This is a genomic window from Cohnella sp. OV330 (assembly GCF_900112065.1).
Lineage (GTDB): Bacteria > Bacillota > Bacilli > Paenibacillales > Paenibacillaceae > Cohnella.
Genome location: NZ_FOKE01000002.1, coordinates 229,732 through 245,867 on the forward strand (window position 1 = coordinate 229,732; position 16,136 = coordinate 245,867).

Annotated in this window: 12 protein-coding genes; 1 reads left to right on the forward strand and 11 read right to left on the reverse strand. The window is 55.7% G+C overall.

Features of this window, described 5'->3' with window-relative positions:
• Nucleotides 1-8 precede the first annotated feature (8 nt).
• From BM235_RS04965 to BM235_RS04990, 6 genes are read right to left on the reverse strand one after another with little or no spacing between them, the layout of a single operon-like run.
• Nucleotides 9-392, reverse strand: coding sequence for a head decoration protein (locus tag BM235_RS04965; protein ID WP_090110078.1), 384 nt, complete (start codon nucleotides 390-392; stop codon nucleotides 9-11).
• Nucleotides 392-1,483 (reverse strand): head maturation protease, ClpP-related, encoded by a 1,092-nt coding sequence (locus BM235_RS04970; RefSeq protein WP_090110080.1) that lies wholly within the window; start codon nucleotides 1,481-1,483, stop codon nucleotides 392-394. Before BM235_RS04970 ends, BM235_RS04965 begins: the two co-directional genes overlap by 1 nt.
• A complete protein-coding gene (locus tag BM235_RS04975; protein WP_090110082.1) occupies nucleotides 1,449-3,059 on the reverse strand; it encodes a phage portal protein in 1,611 nt (536 codons plus the stop codon). The genes BM235_RS04970 and BM235_RS04975 overlap by 35 nt, the downstream gene beginning before the upstream one ends.
• Nucleotides 3,056-3,295, reverse strand: coding sequence for a DUF6148 family protein (locus tag BM235_RS04980; protein WP_090110084.1), 240 nt, complete (start codon nucleotides 3,293-3,295; stop codon nucleotides 3,056-3,058). The genes BM235_RS04975 and BM235_RS04980 overlap by 4 nt, the downstream gene beginning before the upstream one ends.
• Before the next feature lie 25 nt (nucleotides 3,296-3,320).
• On the reverse strand, nucleotides 3,321-5,195 hold the full coding sequence (locus BM235_RS04985) for a phage terminase large subunit family protein (RefSeq protein WP_090110086.1): 1,875 nt from the start codon (nucleotides 5,193-5,195) through the stop codon (nucleotides 3,321-3,323).
• Complete coding sequence (locus BM235_RS04990) at nucleotides 5,192-5,695, reverse strand: hypothetical protein (protein WP_090110088.1); 504 nt, start codon at nucleotides 5,693-5,695, stop codon at nucleotides 5,192-5,194. Before BM235_RS04990 ends, BM235_RS04985 begins: the two co-directional genes overlap by 4 nt.
• A 287-nt stretch (nucleotides 5,696-5,982) precedes the next feature.
• Here BM235_RS04990 and BM235_RS32890 point away from each other — a divergent pair, with 287 nt between their 5' ends.
• Nucleotides 5,983-6,390: a CBO0543 family protein gene (locus tag BM235_RS32890; protein ID WP_369803481.1), complete on the forward strand. Its 408-nt coding sequence runs from the start codon at nucleotides 5,983-5,985 to the stop codon at nucleotides 6,388-6,390.
• A gap of 1,211 nt (nucleotides 6,391-7,601) precedes the next feature.
• Here the strand turns inward: BM235_RS32890 and BM235_RS05005 are convergent.
• Genes BM235_RS05005 through BM235_RS05025 form a run of 5 tightly spaced genes read right to left on the reverse strand, consistent with a single transcriptional unit; the run spans nucleotide 7,602 to nucleotide 15,901 of the window.
• Nucleotides 7,602-9,758 carry a hypothetical protein gene (locus BM235_RS05005; RefSeq protein ID WP_090110095.1) on the reverse strand — a complete coding sequence of 719 codons (2,157 nt, stop codon included), beginning with the start codon at nucleotides 9,756-9,758 and terminating at the stop codon, nucleotides 7,602-7,604.
• Complete coding sequence (locus BM235_RS05010) at nucleotides 9,758-10,483, reverse strand: hypothetical protein (protein ID WP_090110097.1); 726 nt, start codon at nucleotides 10,481-10,483, stop codon at nucleotides 9,758-9,760. Before BM235_RS05010 ends, BM235_RS05005 begins: the two co-directional genes overlap by 1 nt.
• 18 nt (nucleotides 10,484-10,501) lie before the next feature.
• The gene (locus BM235_RS05015) at nucleotides 10,502-13,024 is read right to left on the reverse strand and encodes a glycosyl hydrolase family 28-related protein (protein WP_090110099.1); all 2,523 of its coding nucleotides are present in this window, start codon (nucleotides 13,022-13,024) and stop codon (nucleotides 10,502-10,504) included.
• Nucleotides 12,930-13,394: a hypothetical protein gene (locus BM235_RS05020; protein WP_090110101.1), complete on the reverse strand. Its 465-nt coding sequence runs from the start codon at nucleotides 13,392-13,394 to the stop codon at nucleotides 12,930-12,932. The genes BM235_RS05015 and BM235_RS05020 overlap by 95 nt, the downstream gene beginning before the upstream one ends.
• The gene (locus BM235_RS05025; protein WP_158543911.1) at nucleotides 13,391-15,901 is read right to left on the reverse strand and encodes a GDSL-type esterase/lipase family protein; all 2,511 of its coding nucleotides are present in this window, start codon (nucleotides 15,899-15,901) and stop codon (nucleotides 13,391-13,393) included. The genes BM235_RS05020 and BM235_RS05025 overlap by 4 nt, the downstream gene beginning before the upstream one ends.
• Nucleotides 15,902-16,136 lie beyond the last annotated feature (235 nt).

Genomic DNA, 16,136 nt, shown 5'->3' on the forward strand with positions numbered 1-16,136 from the left:
TATCCCCCTTATCCTACTACTCGTTTGGTGAAAATCTTGCCGTTGTTCAGCGCGGCTTCGTGCGTTGCGATCGTATCCGTGCCGCCGAACTTCAGCGCAGCGCGGTTGAACTCCCCCGACACATATGCCGTTGCGCGAACAGCAGCCGTACGGGCATCGACCTCGACATCGGCTAGGATTGCGACCGGCACCTTTTCAGCAGCCGGAGTTGCTGCGGAATTGACGATCGCGCACTGCCAAGTACCATCCGCGGCGAATCCCGTCCGAGAAAGCACCGTGCCGCGTTCCATTACCGCTGCAGCTCCGCTGTTGATGATGACCGATTGCGTTACAATCGGCTCAACCATGCCAGCGATCAATTTGTCATATCCATCTACCGTGTAAGCAGCCATTAGCGTTTCGCTCCCTTCTGTTTGTCCATCTCGGCGAGAATAGCCGCAGCTTCAGCGTCCGATGCCGCTTCCGGCGACGGAGCTGCAGGCGGTTCGGCAGGCGGCACAGCGTGCGCTCCGCTCGCTTGCGCGTCGGCGGCGCGGCGTTGTCCTTCGGTGGTGATGCGTTCAGCGGATGCCTTCACGATGTCGATCGCGACTTGCGATGCAGTGCGGCCATCTTCGATTGCTGCTTTCACGACATCAGCTGCGCCGGGCGCGCCGGCCAGTGCATTCAGATCGTTGATGCGCGCACGTTCAGCGGCGATACCGTCCTTGACTGCTGCTGCATATAGATCCGGGTGCGATGCTTTCAGTTCTTCCAAAGTCTTCACTTGGTCATCTCCTTGTGCGCCCTGGGGCGCTTGTGCTGTTGGGGCTTCGACAAGCGTGAAATTGACTGGTTCGGCAAAACTGCCGCTCTTCGCCAACTCCGCGCGAACCTTATCAATAACTGCCTGCGGCAATTCCGTAAACTTTTCCGCACTATTCCTAGCACCTTCGGCTTCGGTGGTTTCGAACATAACTTCGTCCGCAAAGCCCAGTTCCACTGCCTTTTTTGCATCCATCCACGTTTCAGTGTCCATGAGAGACATCAATTCTTCTGCTGTTTTTCCCGTTTTTGCCGAGTATGCAGCAGCAATCCCTTTGTCAATGGACAGCAGAACGCCAGCTTGGTGATTATGAGCATTTCGATCCCCTTCGCTGTAGACCCAGGAGTTATGAATCATCAATTGCGCAGTCGGACCAATGAGCGTCTTATCGGCTGCAATGGCAGGCAATGAAGCTGCGCTCGCTGCGAATCCGGTGATTTTTGCAGTGGTCTCGCCCTCGTATTCCTTGATCAAGGTATACATTTCAGAGCCAGCAGACACCGCCCCGCCCGGCGAATTAATATAGATTTCGACCGGATCGCCAGCAGCTTCCTCGAGAGCATCGGAAAGCATTTGGGGGCTCGCTGCAGAAATCCCAAACCATCTATAAATCGCTGCGTTGCTGTCGCTTGTAATCGTCCCGTTAATCTTGATCTTCTTTGTCTTCTTGCGGGCCACTTTGTTTTTCACCTCCTCCCGTTAGTCCACCTTCGCGGCGCTTCTGCTCTTCGCGAACGCGCTGCGCGTGATTCTCCTCGAAATCTCCACCGAGTTCCGCCGTCTCTTTCTCGCGAGTGGAGAGCCCTTCTTCAATCCGGATCTTCGCCGCGTTAACTTCCTTGACCGGATCGAGCTGGCCTTGGGAAGGCCCGTGCCAATCTGCTTTGGTGTAAGCCTTGAAAATCACGGGGTCGTCGAAGATACCCGGCGCCGAGATCCGGCCTTTGATGACGGCGTCCGCGAACCATTCCTCATAGATCGGTTGGCAAAAGTCCGTAGACATCCACGCTCGCCGCATGCGGAACATCTTCCAGGCTTCGAGCAACGCGGCGCGACTCGCCGAATAACTGGCCGTGAAGTGCTTTAGAAGCAACTCATACGGGATTTCAAGTGACGCGCCGACCTGCCGGAGGATAGCCGTTACGAACGGATCGAATTTTTCATTTGGGCGACCGGGATTCGCAATCGTTGCCTTTTCCCCTGGCTCCAGGAATTGAACGGCGCCGTTTCCAAGGCGGAGATCGGAAGGAGCGTCCGGAGCCGGCGGCAGCGGCTCGCCATACGGATTATCGACCTCGATTGTTGGAAGTCCAAATTCGTCGGCGCCGTCCTGCGCGCCTTCCTTCTCGATAAAGACCGTAAACATGCCGGAGATGACCGCAGCCATAAGCTCGGCTTCGGTGTACCGCTCAAGCTGCTTGAGTGCCTCGATGACGGGGGAGAGGATTGGCACACCGCGCCGTTGCTCCGGCCGCTCGGCTTCCATGAGATGCAGGACGTTGCGACGGCCGCTCTCTTGACCGTAAACAGCGACGCGCTTTGACTTCACCGACAGTGCATCGAACGCACCTGGATGCTCATCCGAAAACCAGTAGGCGACAACCATCCCGTCAGCGTCCACCTCCACGCCGCTGCTTATCTTGTTGGGGGCCGCCAGGTCCTTCGCGATCGGCGAGTTGCAACGGTCGGCCTCGATCAATCGAACACGGAGGTCGTAAATGGCATGATTGCGCCGAAGCAGGGGCAGCAGAACGAAAACGTCGCCGCTCATCAGCCACGACAAAAAAGCCAATTGCTGCAGCTCAACGAAGTTGTGCAGCCCGGCCGCGTCGCAATCCTTTGATTCCGCCCATAGTGCCCATTCGCGCATGATTTGCCGTTTAAGATCGGCAGCCTGTGTATCTGAAAGTCGTAAAAAATCAGCATCAAAGGCTGGTTTGAGCTGCAGCCCCGTGCCGATTATGTTTGTTCGCATCGTCTTCAAGGCGCCGTTTGGAAGCGCGCCGCCCATGTATAAATCACGCGCCCGCGGGCGGAGCTCTTCGAGATTCATGTGTATGTCGCTCTCCGCGTCGCCGGCGCCGGGTGTCCATTCTTTCAGCGATTTCCGTTTACGACTCGCCCCGTGGTCGCCGTATCCCTGGTTAAATACCTGCTGCATCGCCTGCTGCCGAGCAATCTCGGTCCGCGCTCGCTCCCGCTTAACAGCGACACCAGGGGCGACCGCTTTGACGATGTTGTCTACCCAGCTCATTCGTCAACCGGAACATACCGGCGGATCCGGCTCGGCGCCCGCTGACCATTTTCCGCGCGGATTGCGGCTTTGAGATGAGCTTGCCAGTATTTGATCATCGCATGAACGTCCTTGATGTTGGCGCGCGTCAGCGTGCGGTTCGCGATCGTGTAACTCTGGCCGGTTGAGATCGCCAGGTCTGCAGCAAGCCAGGCATCAAGGTGATTTTTCGCTTGTTCGTATGTGTAAAGCGGCATTTTCCTTTTCACCTCCTCTCATAGGCTAGATGCTGCTTTCGGTCCCGCGCCGTTTTGCTCGCTGCGGCGCCGGCGGCCGCGGCTGCGCCGGATCGGGCAGCGGCGGCAGCTCCGCGTCGAGGTTTGGCCGCAGGATCTCGATCGCCGCCCGGTTGTAGACCGCGAGGTCGAGCGGCTCATTTCGCGGCCGAACTTTTACCCAAACCTGATATGGAATACCTTCTTTGTACCGAGTCTGAAGCGTTTCTGCCGTCAGTCCTTCGAAATATTGCCGTTCAAAACCTCGATTTCGTTGCGGCGTAGACAATGGGAAATGGCAATAGCCCTCAAGCTTGTTCCCGTCCTCATCGACGAGTGGCTGCTTTAGGGCGCTCCAGACTTTCGATTTGCCTTCGTCGACGCCAAGCCGAATCACGGTTGCTTTGAACCTGTTGTTCGTGGAAACCCCAGCGATCAGCGGAACGTGCGTACCGTCGCCCGGGCTCTCGCCCTTGATCGCAAAGAGACGACGAGCGAGACGAGCCTTGCAGAACTGATAGACCTCACCGGTGAAGTGACCGCCGCTGTCCATGCAAGTACAAGCGATCCGGAACTTTCGATCGTGAATATCCGACCAGGTCCGCTGAAGGTACTCGTCCAAGTCGGCCCAAACGCGGGGCTGCTTCAAATCGCCGTAAATGACGTGATATTCGATTCGCCAGCTCTCGTGCCCGGTGCCCCAGCCCATGACTTCGACTTCAAAGCGGTTGTCCTGCGTGTCGACGGCAGCCGTCAGAAACTTAACGCCCTCCGGCACATCCGCCGCATAATATTCGCGCCGGTTCATGAGCATGTCCTCGTCGAGCTTTTCGCCTTCTTCTTCCCACGACATCGCGAGCACGGTATTGAAGAAGGTCTTCAGCTTCTCGCGGCCGGCACGCTTTGCGGCCTTGAACTCTTCGACAGCTTTCTTCCAGGTGTAATTGATCGTCGCGGCCAAGCTGTTCAGGTGGAATCCGCGAGTCGTCGCATGCTTCTTGTCCGCGATCCAGACCAGACGATTCGCATAATCCTTCTTCCATTCGTGCTCCTCGTGGAGCGCGCCGCAATATTTGCACGCGTGATGAACTTCGGTGCAGGACCTTGTCGCCTCGTCGTATTTGAATTTGATCTGTGCCCATTCGAGCGTTTGCAGTTCCTCGCATGAAGGACACGGAAGGTGCATTTTTTCTTGGGTGCTGTCTTCGTACAGCTCTTCGATTTTCGAGTTGCCCTTCAACGTTGGCGTCGATACCCAGATCAGTTTTTTGTTATAGAACGTCTTGGTCCGGGCGGTCGCGAGCGAAACGGGATCGCCTTCCTTGCCGGCCGACTTCGGAAACCTGTCGACTTCGTCGCCGATAACGACGCGAATCGGTTTCGACGCCAGCGAGGCGGGGGAGTTGGCACCCGCGATGTTGATCCGTCCGCCCGGGAACGATTTGTAATAAATCGTGTTCCGGCTGTCCCGGCTTTTATCTTTGACCACGAGCTTGCTCAGCTGCGGGGAATCCCGATACATCGGCGTCAGGCGGTCGTTTGAGAAATCCTTTGCGACGACTAGATCCGGTTGCACAACCATGATCGGGGCCGGGTCGTGCCCGGTGTAGAATCCGATCGCATTGAGCTGGATGTCCGTCTTGCCGAGCTGCGCGCCCCACATCAGCACAACCGACTCGACGTTCTTGTCGGAGATGGCTTCCATAGGCCCTCTTGAATATGGCGTCCGGTCGGTCCGCCATGGTCCAGGTTCCGCCGACGCTTCCGGAGACAAAACACGGTTCTCGTCGGCCCAGTCGGCCAGCGTGATCGGCGCGGGCGGCGCGACGAGGTACACCGTGTCCTTGAGGAGCTGGAATGTCCCTCTACGCTGATCATTCATCCGCTATCACTCGCAAGCGGATCGTACTTCGCGAGTTGGAAGAGAGCGTCGTTAAGCCGCTCCTCCAGTAAGCGCCGGATTTCTTTCTCATCGGTCAAGTATGAGAGTTGGCCGGACATTTTTGGCGGCAAACCGATCACGCGCTCCCGAAAATTGATCATTAATGCGCCCCAAGCGTCCAGGACATCCGCCGTTGTGTGCAGATTTTTGCGCTTCTCTTCGAGTTCTAGCTGCGCCATTTCTTTCTTGATCCGCTCGTGTTCCGTCTTTTCGTCGATAAAACGAGGGCGCTTGCTGTCCTCTTTCCCGCCCGCGGCATGCTCAATGTACGCCTGCAGCGCTTCGCCGAGGATGTATTTACCCCGGCTGGACTGTTTGAGGACGCCTTCGGTTGTGAGCTGCCGTATCCATCGGGTAGATTTGCCGACGATCGCGGCCAATTCTTGCGACTGAATCTCCGTTTCGTGCAGCGGCGCCGCTACCGCTTTGCTTTTCGCCACTGCTACCACCTCGACTTCCGAATTTTTATCAGCTGAAGCAATAAGTGTTCTTTATCGCTTTATTCGAAGCGAAAAACAAAAACCGCCCCAAATGAAGCCCGCGGGGCGGGAAGCGGAACGATTTTCTGAAAATAAAAACTGGGGGTATTTCGGGCTCACGCGCACCCGCATGTCGAAAAGGTCGTCAGAAGGACCCGCGAGCGTATCTGTACTACTGATTTCGACAATACTGTATTCGAGGTGATACGGTGCTATTTCACATTCTAGTTGGCTTTGTTCTACCGTGGGTGATCGGACTGTTCTTTATTAAAAAGGCCAGTAGAGTAATGCTCTTGAGTTTTCCAATCAGTGCTTATCTTGGGCTACTCTTCAATGATATTGGTGTAGCAATGAAATGGTGGTCGTTAGTGCCCTCAAAACTTGAGTCTATCGCAACGCTGCCTTACAGCTTAGGCCTTTATCCCGTGGTGGTTTCTTTGATGTATCAATTCGTATATCCCAAGCTAAAAGCCACTGGGTTCATAATCCTTACTGCAATTTTGCTAACACTCTGTGAACTTTGCTTTATGCTCCTAGGCCACGTAGACTATGAAGATGGTTGGAATACCGGTTGGACACTTGTCTCGTATATGATTGCCTGCTGCATTGTATTTGTTAACATGAAGCTTTTAAAGAAAGTATTTAACGTGCCGTGACTAATCCAGTCGCGGCAAGCTGCATACAGGTGTTTGGATTTTATACAATGCGTGTAATTTTGCTTAAAGCCAAACTTTGGAGTGCTTACAGTGATATTAACAGGTGATGTTGTGACGGATAAATGCGCTACTTTGAAAGCTCGTGAGGAAGACTTGCGAAAGTGGATTGCATTCTTTCAAAAGTCTAACGACGATTATAGAGTCCGTCAGTTCAACAAATACCTTGCGGATACGTTGCAAGCAATTGAGAAGTTAGAACAAGAAAAATAATTTATTTAGAGTGAGTTCAAGACCCGTGGGCCTAACACGCGGGTTATTTCTATTTATGTTGGCCAACGAAAAATCGTCGCCGCCCATGGTCTTGACCTTGACCTATAAAACCAAGCACGACGTTTGAGCCGTCTATTTGCCTTTCTAGGACGCTGTAGAATCCTTGGCCACATTCTATAATTCATAGAACGCCAAGCCGTCAGAATCAATCTCCGACGACGACAGCGCGTATTTCTCTCTCAGACTCCAGAAGATCATGACGAGCGTCCTTTGCTTCGCCCTCATCCCCCTTTTCAACACGGTTTTGATTTTCACTGGACTTCGTTTCTTCGACGTACATGCGAGCACCCCTAAGTTACTGTTTTCTCGTAATGATAAATCATCGTTTCTCGGCCTTCCCTACCCTCCGAGGGTATTCGTATCGCTCGACTCTGTCGCTTCGCTTTTCCCTATCGAATCATTATCGTTCGAAGCGCTGCCTCAACTTGAACAATCCTGCGCGTTTTGAAAGCTCCATGATGCTGTTACGGAGATCCGCAATTGCCTTCAATGTCGGAGTCTCTACCAGTGGAATATTCTGCTCGCTTTTCATATCCCCCACGCTCCTCTCTCCGCATAAAAATAGCCGCTCCTTTGAGCGACTGAAAAGTTGCGAGGAATATTCTTTGTAACTCTAAAGCTCTTAAGTAACTTAAAAGATAAAACCTTTCTTTCTTGGTCCTCTAATTAGTGGACGAGAGCATTTTTCTGCAGGGGGTCAAAATGACGCTATGTGTGAAGCAGAGAAACCCTACAGCCGCAATGGATTGCGCGATTAGCGTCCACTAAATGGAGGACGGGTCGTCCACTAAATGGAGGACGACAAATGTAACGGCGAATCCCTTGTGTATAAAGGCTTTCCGGCGATTACCGTCCACTAATTAGAGGACGATAAATGCACGTTATTTACTCTTGATTAAGAAATTGTCATACCGCGTGTTCGGGACAAACGAATGGCTGAAGAACAGTCCATGTCTGGTTCTGGTTGTCAACGAAGTCACTGTACCAGTAAATTTGAGAATGCCGTCAAGGTAGCAGTCGATTGTCGTACCGTTCATAACGGCCTTGATGTTGTAAGTCGTGCTGTTAACAGGCACTATTGACGTGTCCTGTACGACAATGGTCGTGGTCGCGTTAATGTACGTCGCTAACGCAAAACCAGCGGACGATAAGCGCAATCGAAGATGATTGTCGTCGTCTAAAACCCTAAGACTGAGAGCCAGATATCCGGCAAACACGCCATCAGCGGATACAATGACATCAGTATTACCGACGTCAAAATATATCGTCGTGTCCGTGATTACCGTTACCGGGTACGCTTTGTTACTGTTAATCCCCAATACGGTAGTCGCGATGTCTTTTTTCCATGCTCCTCCGATGTCCGCATTTCCGATTGTGGTCGTGCTGTTCGCTCGATTAAATGAATCAGAGACAAGCGTCGTGTTCGGAAGGATGACCGTAGGAGCAGGAGTAGCCTCTATCCAAGACTGACCACTGTACGCCGGGATCACGAATTTAATCGTGTCTCCCATTTTGTTCTTCATCGCATCCCCGACATATTTCATGCTGTACGCCTTGCCTTTAAAGGTCTTGCTGGCGCCGAAAGAGATGGAAATGCTCACGTCTTCCGCCGAATTGTTTGCGAAAAACAAATATAACTTGCCGCCATACTTGTACGCACACCAACCAGCGTTTTGAATCGTTTTGGAGTAGTCACCTAAGAGATATGCCCCTACAGGAAGATTATCTCCGAACATCGCCCAAGAATTGTACGCCCATGTATTCGGACTAACCGCGCCTTTGTTAAGGCCGTATGTGTTAGTGCCGGAAAACGGGGGAACACCGTAGTTGCCACTCAGGTTTGCGGCAAACAGGCTGTACCCACTGGTATTCGTGTCCGAGGACGTTTGACCCAAAGGCTTACAGATGTGAATAACCGGATGCAAGACCTGCGCCCCGCCGTACACGGCTTCGTTGATCAGGTGAAGCATGTTGTTCGAGCAGCGGAAATCGTCTGTGCCGAACGTGGTGGAGAAATATTCGTACTCATTGATGAACACGTTCGTTTTGCTGCCTTTAATCGTCGCGAACTCTGCTGACTTATACCATTCTGCCCCACCGCTGTAGGCTTCGCCGCTGGCTTTACGCATGGAGTGGTGCGAGTATCCCCATATCCAATTCGCGTGATTGGCGATAAAGGTGGCCGCAATCCCGGTGAACGGGGATGTCTCGTCACTCGAAGCGACGTGCAGTTTGACGGTGTTTGGCAGTCCGTTATAAGTCGACAGCGCAACACTCGCTTGGATTTTGGGATACAATGCCTCGAGCACGTCATTGTATGTCTGCGCGTCATACTTGCAAGCGCCATAGAGCATTTGACTGTACTTCGGCTCGTTTTGCAGTCCGAACATCCGGACGGGCGCGATGTTTTGGTGCAAATACTCCAGGTCGTTTACGACAGCATCAGTGAAAGCCGTGATTTGAGCGTTATACTGCGTTGCGTCAGATGCCTTTATGCTTGCGAGCGTAGTGGTCATCGGGTACGATCCTCCAGCCCGCAGCTGATTGTCCCCGCTGTAGGTTCCGCTCGTCACCCAGTATGGGGCAGGGCACCAGTATTCAGGGGCCAAGCCGCCGCCGTTAACCGATATCCGGTCAAACCATGCCTTCAACGCAGCGTTTTGTCCCGCGAAGCGTTCGCCGATGTTTTTCGCCAAACTGGTCGTGCCGTCGATATTTCGATAGCCGCGGTAAGCAAACCCTAGCGGCAGCCGGATATACATAATGCTTCTGCCGTTAAAAGCAAAATCTTTAACCCGTTGCTGTTCAGCCGGCGACAACGAAGTCGGAAAGCCCCACGCATTCGTTGTCGCGTCCGTCGAAGGGAGCGTAGAGTCCCAGGAATCCGGCTGAATCTCAATGTATCCCCCGAGGTAGTCCTGCTTCACTAGGCTTTGATCAAGCGTTACGGCGATTGAACGCGCAACGTTAGAATCCGAAAACTCTAACCCTGTCGGGATGCTGGCAAGGGCGGCGAGTGCTGCTTTGCCATAATCCATTACCTGATCACCGCCTTGCCCTTAATTGCGAGCGTCCCGCCAACCAAGGCCGTCGACCTGGCCCGGAACGAACAGCCTGCAGGTACATCAACCGTCCAGCTTTCGGGGGCTGAATTGCTGCCGCCCGAAGATTGTGATGCCATCTTGGTCGGATCGGTGACGCCGAAAGCAGTGCAGGTAATATAGACGCCGCTCTCGTCAGCCAATTCAAATAGCACCGTCCGGCTCGTGCTTGTACCGCGGATCGTAAAGCGAAGCGTCGCATTTCCCGCCGTCGCCGTAAATGGCGTGCCATTCCCGATCGCGCTGACATCATTTTGCAACGTGACGTCGATCACCCCTGTATCGGATGACCCGTTCAATACCCGAACGTTTAAAGACCCGTCATCGTTGTATCCGTCCGCCGCGTTTACGTAGGTGCCGTTGGTCCTCCTTTGCCGAGACGGGACAGCTTTGCTCAGCGGATCAACTGTCGGCGGAGGCGTCGTGGAAGGCTGCTCATTTCCTGGCGCGCTACCGCCGAGCGACCGATAGGCTTCGTGCTCCGGAGTGCCCGGTGTGCTGATTGCGATGTAAGCTGCAGCAGCGTCTTCGATCTGCACGAGAAGCAATTCGATTTGCGGATACTTGGTTAAGAGCGGCGCAAGGCTGGAGGGGATTTCACCGGAAAATACTGCATTCGAATTCAAACCGCCAATGTTCGGACCGACGTATATAATCGGCATAAGCACACCCTTTCATGGTCAGGCATTTGGTTCGACGATAAAATTACTCCACCGCGCAGCGATTGTCGGCGATCCGCTTTTAAGCAGATACAGCCCGGCGTTTTGTCCGGTGCCGGTTGCTGCGTGTTCGGTGTCGCTGACGCTGTGGTCGATTGCAATCATGTTGTTGACGTACACCCTAATACGGCGGCCTTTGCAGATGACCTTGAGCGTGTAGTACGTATCGTTTGTGAAAGCGAACAGGTACGTCTGTGGCGTGGCTGCTGTGTTGGCGACGCGCCGGTTAAGCTTGATGGACGTCGCATCGATCGACAGCCAGAATTGATTACTGGCGTTGACGCGCCTGAACGTAAGGCTCGCCATCCGGACACCGCCGGTCAGCTGCCCCTTAACCTTGCAGGAGATCGCATAGTCGACGCCTGGCAGCGCGAGCGTCGCGGCGTTTCCGTCCACGTCGGATGTGTTCGCCGCCTCGTTGCTCACGATCGCCCATGCCCCTGAAACCGTCCAGGATCCGCCTGCAGGCGCGCTGCCGAGCGAGGATGCATCTGCCCTTACGAACGTATCGTAGGCGAGGCCTGCGAACGGGAGAGGCGATATGAGGGCGCCGCTGTCATCGATCGCGACCTTGTAAGGGATGTTCCGCGGCGAGCGTACGACCGGGACGTCATATCCGTTGACTCGGCCGACGTAGTTGTCCGCCTGCAGCTCGTTGCCGATCAGCACGCCTTGCTCGAAATAGTGTTTGTCTCCGGGTGAGAATGGCGCGACGTCGTCGTATGTGACCATGGCCCCGCAGATGTATGTCGGCGCGGTCGCAGGCAGCTCGGCGATGTAGAACTGAATGTACTGGCCGTCCGTTGTTCGCTGGCCGCGTCCGACCGCCTGCACCCAACTGCTGAATGCACCGCCGATCGCGTACGGATACAGGTACTCGTCGCCGTTCGCGCCACCCGATATACGAGCCGAATACGAGCTGTTCGATAGGCCGCCTTGGATGAAAATGCTGTAGGCGACGTCGCGGCCTGTGTCGAGCTGTACCGGCCCTTGATCGAGAGATCCGCTCGTGCCCCGAAACTTGATCTTAAGATTCGGCTTGTCGACGCCGTTGGGCGTGATCTTGAGAACGACTGGGCTCGCCCCGACCGTCTGCTTGATCGCCGGCGACAAAGGCACAGGCAGCGTCGACAAGTCCGAGACAACCTCGATCGTTGCGCCCGTTCCGCTGACCTTCCAGTTCGCCGGGTCGTTCACGTTCTGGAGCAGATTGAGACCAGGCGGGCTGTTGCGACGATGCTGCCGCTCGTCTAATACGGTCTTGAGATCCAGGGTCGTATACGCCTCATCGATGCGATTGGCGATCGTTGCCTGCGAAACGTTCACGCCGCTTAAAATTGCACTATTTGCAAGTTGGTGAATATACACAGACCCGATCGCACCCGGCGCGCCGGATTTTTTCAGCGCAGCACTGTACGATTCGATGCGCACATTGGCCCCGATTTTCCCGAGGTAGGCCGCATACTTTTGCTTCTCGTTCAACGGTTTCAATGTGTCAGGAAGTGCAAACAGCCAGCCCGTGCCTCCGCTCTGGATATGCGACGCCCAGGAGAAGCCGAATCCGTTGATATCTAGCCCGTTTGAAGTAGCGTTGTTGAGCAGTTTGATGGCCGCCTCGCCGCAAACCTCGAACTGGAGGAAATCAAGCGATCCGGTGAGCCCGACCGGATCAATGCGTGCGCCGCCGTCGTCGATGCACTGATAAATCCCGTACGGACTGAACCCCGCATGAACGTTCCAGAACGCGCCGCCGAGGCCGCTGTTACCGGATGTGCCGATCAGAATGCCGCAGAACGTCCCGTTGATATTGCCGCGCTCGAAGGTGTAATCGTAGTTGTTGGTTTTGACGTACACGCCGGCCAGACCGCTCCATGTGCAATCCCGCGAAGTAACATGCCCGACGTTGTTGTTGAGCAGCAGCCCGACCTTGATATTTCGCGTCCGCACGTTCTCGAACGTCAGCGTCGCGCCGCCATAGACGCCGATGGCGACCTGGCCGGCTACGAACATCTCATAGCGATCTTGGTCAAAAAGCGTCTTGTCGATCCAGTTCGCGAGGTTCGGCAAGCTGTACGACGTCGCTCCCCAAACCATAATGTCACGGATGATGCCGCTGCCGGCCCGAAGGCAAGGCATGAGATCGGTCGGGCTGGTCGGCGAGAAATAGAGCGTCGTGCCGCCCGAAGAACTGTCGACGAAAGGTGCATCGCCGCGAAGCACTCGGCAGGTCACGTCGAGTGAATCCTTGATGATGTATCGCCCTGTAGGGACATAGAGATTATGCTTATTGTCGCAGGCCAAAAGCGCCTGTTTGAATGCGTTCGTGCTGTCATTGATGCCGTCCGGATCTGCTCCAAAGTGCAAAACATTATATTCCAATTCCTCACCCCTATCCGAGCATAATCCATCCGTATGAACCGTCTCCGAGCATCGAGCAAACGTACAGACGATCGGGCGAAGGCGTGACGTCCGTCGAACCGGCAAGCTTCACGATTTTTGAAGATTCGGCAAGCACCTGCGTCGCCGCCGGAAGCGTCGTGATCTTCTCGATCGAGATTTCGCCAACTGGGCCCGAGCTGCCCCCGCCGTTGTTGCCGCCCCCGGGGTTGGGATCAGATCCGTCCATGTCGGTTGGCACATATCCGCTAAGCAGCCTGAACGCTTCATGCTCGCGCGTGCCCTCCGTATCGATCGCAATCATCGTCGTGACCGTCGCCTCGATCGGGACGATCAGGTATTCAACAAGCGGATTCGCGTCGAGGATCCAGGCGAGACTAACCGGCACGCCGCCAATGAACACCGTATTTTGAGCAAGCCCGTCAATAGGCGGCCCGAGATAAATAGACTGCGTCATGCCGTGATCGCCGCGTCAATCGACTTGAAAATCGTCTGTGCGATGTAACGATGTCCCTTGTCGCTGGGGTGAACCGGATCGGTGCCGGCGCCGCCGGTGAAGTCGGACGGGTTGATACCGTAAAGACCGTTGTTTTGGCCCCACGTGTAGCTGCTGCCCCATGCCGTGTATCCGTTGATGAATCCGCAGCCGAGATCAGTCGCCAATTCCTGCATGGCAGTGACATAGGTCGGCCATAGCGTCGAGGCGTTCGCGATCCAGGAATCTCCGGCTTGGTGCATCGCATACAGAATAACCGCCGCCCCCTGCGCCTTAAGGTCGTTGATGATCGTAGTCATATTGGTCTTGAAGGTTGCGGTTGAATCGGCTTTGTAATCGTTCGTACCGAGCGCGATAATCGCAAGATCAATCTGCTGCTGCGCCCAGTGGACGTGAATAATGGACTTCCCGGCATCGGCGCCGGCCGTCATTGGGTTTCGATTCCAGTCGAATGCCTTCCAAGATTCGCGCCCCGTCCGGTACGTGAGGATTCCGCTCGTCGCCGACTCTGCGGTAATGCCGACAACGTTAAAGTTCCCGGACGTGCAGCCGACGTAAATGTCATGCATGCCGGCCGTCACGGTGTACGTCACAGAGCGCGCCGTATCCTCGGTCACAGTATTGTCGCCGACGTTGGTCGCGATCGCCGTCCCGTCTACCCAAACGCTCGCCTTTCCGCCGTTTCCTGCGTTGCGGTCGACGTACAGAAGCGTGAATTTATTGCAATTGATTCCGCGGAAACGGACATCGTAGCCTCCGCCTAGCTTCACGTACTCGCCGGCGAATCCGCCGGTGAACAGCGGAGCAGCGTAATAAGACCCGGTCGATCGGCTGACTGGCTCCGTCCGCTTCGTTGCTTGGTAGACGCCGGACGCGGTACCTGGCGTCCCGACACTTTCGCTGCCTTCGCGCGCGGCGATAAAGCCAACACCAGCGTTGCCGTACTTGGCCTGCATGAGCTTTCGCAGCTGCTCGGCCCAAGACATTTGAGTCTCGTCGGACGACGTGAGCCCGCGCGTGATGGAGTCGCCCAGCATCAAGATTCGCGGCTGGCTTCCGGCCGTCTTGACCTTTGTGACGAATGAGGCGATCACCGACATATTGCTGCCGTAGTTCTGCGCCGGCATGAGCTCGAGGGTGCCGTTAACCTCGGAACTGTTGGTTCCCTCGCCGGACGCATTGGATGCAGTGACGACGTAATAGTATGAAGTACCGATAACCGCCGTCGTGTCCGTGTACGTTGTGTTCGAGCCGGTATACACGGTAGATCCGTAGGGACCGCCGGCGGCCGTGCCGCGCTTGACCTTGTAGCTCGTGGCGCCCGACACCGCAATCCACGACAATACCATCTGACCCGTTCCGGTCGCCGCAGCAACGCCCGTAGGCGCCGCAGGGACCGGCACCGCTACCGTCGCGCTCACTTCAGTGCTGTTCGCGCTCTCGCCGCTGGCGTTGCTCGCGGTCACGATGTAGTAATAAGCGGTGCCTGCTACGGCGTTCACGTCGGTGTAGGTCAAGTTGGGACCGGTGTAGATCGTCGTATACGGGCCGCCGGCTGCGGTTCCTCGCTTCAGCTTGTAGGAAGTCGCGCCGCTGGCTGCGGACCAGCTCGCGACGGCCTGACCGCTGCTCGTAACAACAGCCAGACCCGTTGGGGCGCTCGGCACAGGTAAAGACACAATTCCGCTCGCCTGTGACGAAGCCGCGCTTTCGCCGGCCGAATTAGAGGCGGTGACAACGTAGTAGTATGTCGTCCCTGCAACCGCGCTTGTATCGGTGTACGTGAGGCTCGCCCCCGTATATACGGACGTATTGTAAGGTCCGCCCGCGGTCGTGCCCCGTTTGAGGGTGTATCCCGTCGCTCCGGAGGATGCGGACCACGTAACGACCATCTGGCCGCCGGAGACCGACGTTGCGAGCCCGGTCGGCGCGGCGGGTGCTATAGGCGTCACTGAGCCGCCCGACGACGCCCCGATCACGCTGAGCCCGCCCTTCGCGGTGCTGGATCCGCCCTTGATCGTTACATTGCCGCCAGACACCGCAGCGACGCGAGCCCGGAAAAAGAAGCCCTTCGGCACGATCGCCTGCCACAGCTCGGGAGTTGCATTGTTGCCTCCGGTCGTCTGCGTGCCGTATTTGGTCGGATCGTTGACGCTGAACGCGGTATGCGGCAAGAAACTTGATCCATCGTCGGATATCTCGAAGACGACCGTCCTGCTCGAGCTCGTGCCGCGGATCGAGAACGTGACGACCTCTGCGTCGCTCGCCGGCACGTAGGCTGTACCGTCCTTGGCGGACGTCGTCGCGTCCTGAAAGGTGATGCCCTTTACAACTGCAGGCGTAGCGACAGGAGCCGCTGCGGCCCCTCCAACGATCCCGCCCAGCTTCCGATATGCTTCAAACTCGGGCGTGCCCGGCGTATTCACTGCGACACGTGCTGCGCTTACGTTGTCCAGGGGCGCGAGCAAGACATTGATCTCAGGATATTTCGTAAGGAGAGCGGACAAACTCGCCGGCAAACCGCCGGTAAAAACTGCGTTCGATTCAAGCCCATCGGCATTCGGGCCAATGTAAATCACCGTGGTTGGCATAATTTCATCCTTTCGCTTAGGTTTCTCGAACCACACAACGAAGCCGCCGAGCGGCGCTCAGCTGCATTGGCTTAATCAGGCCGCCGCCTTGGCGCGATTGCCTCCCGGTTGG

Bases quoted from the DNA above. Each gene is read 5' to 3' on its own strand.
- BM235_RS05010 (WP_090110097.1), bottom strand. From the start codon at position 10,483: ATGCCGATTATATACGTCGGTCCGAACATTGGCGGTTTGAATTCGAAT.
- BM235_RS04985 (WP_090110086.1), bottom strand. From the start codon at position 5,195: ATGAATGATCAGCGTAGAGGGACATTCCAGCTCCTCAAGGACACGGTG.
- BM235_RS04975 (WP_090110082.1), bottom strand. From the start codon at position 3,059: ATGAGCTGGGTAGACAACATCGTCAAAGCGGTCGCCCCTGGTGTCGCT.
- BM235_RS05020 (WP_090110101.1), bottom strand. From the start codon at position 13,394: ATGACGCAGTCTATTTATCTCGGGCCGCCTATTGACGGGCTTGCTCAA.
- BM235_RS04965 (WP_090110078.1), bottom strand. From the start codon at position 392: ATGGCTGCTTACACGGTAGATGGATATGACAAATTGATCGCTGGCATG.
- BM235_RS05005 (WP_090110095.1), bottom strand. From the start codon at position 9,758: ATGGATTATGGCAAAGCAGCACTCGCCGCCCTTGCCAGCATCCCGACA.
- BM235_RS04980 (WP_090110084.1), bottom strand. From the start codon at position 3,295: ATGCCGCTTTACACATACGAACAAGCGAAAAATCACCTTGATGCCTGG.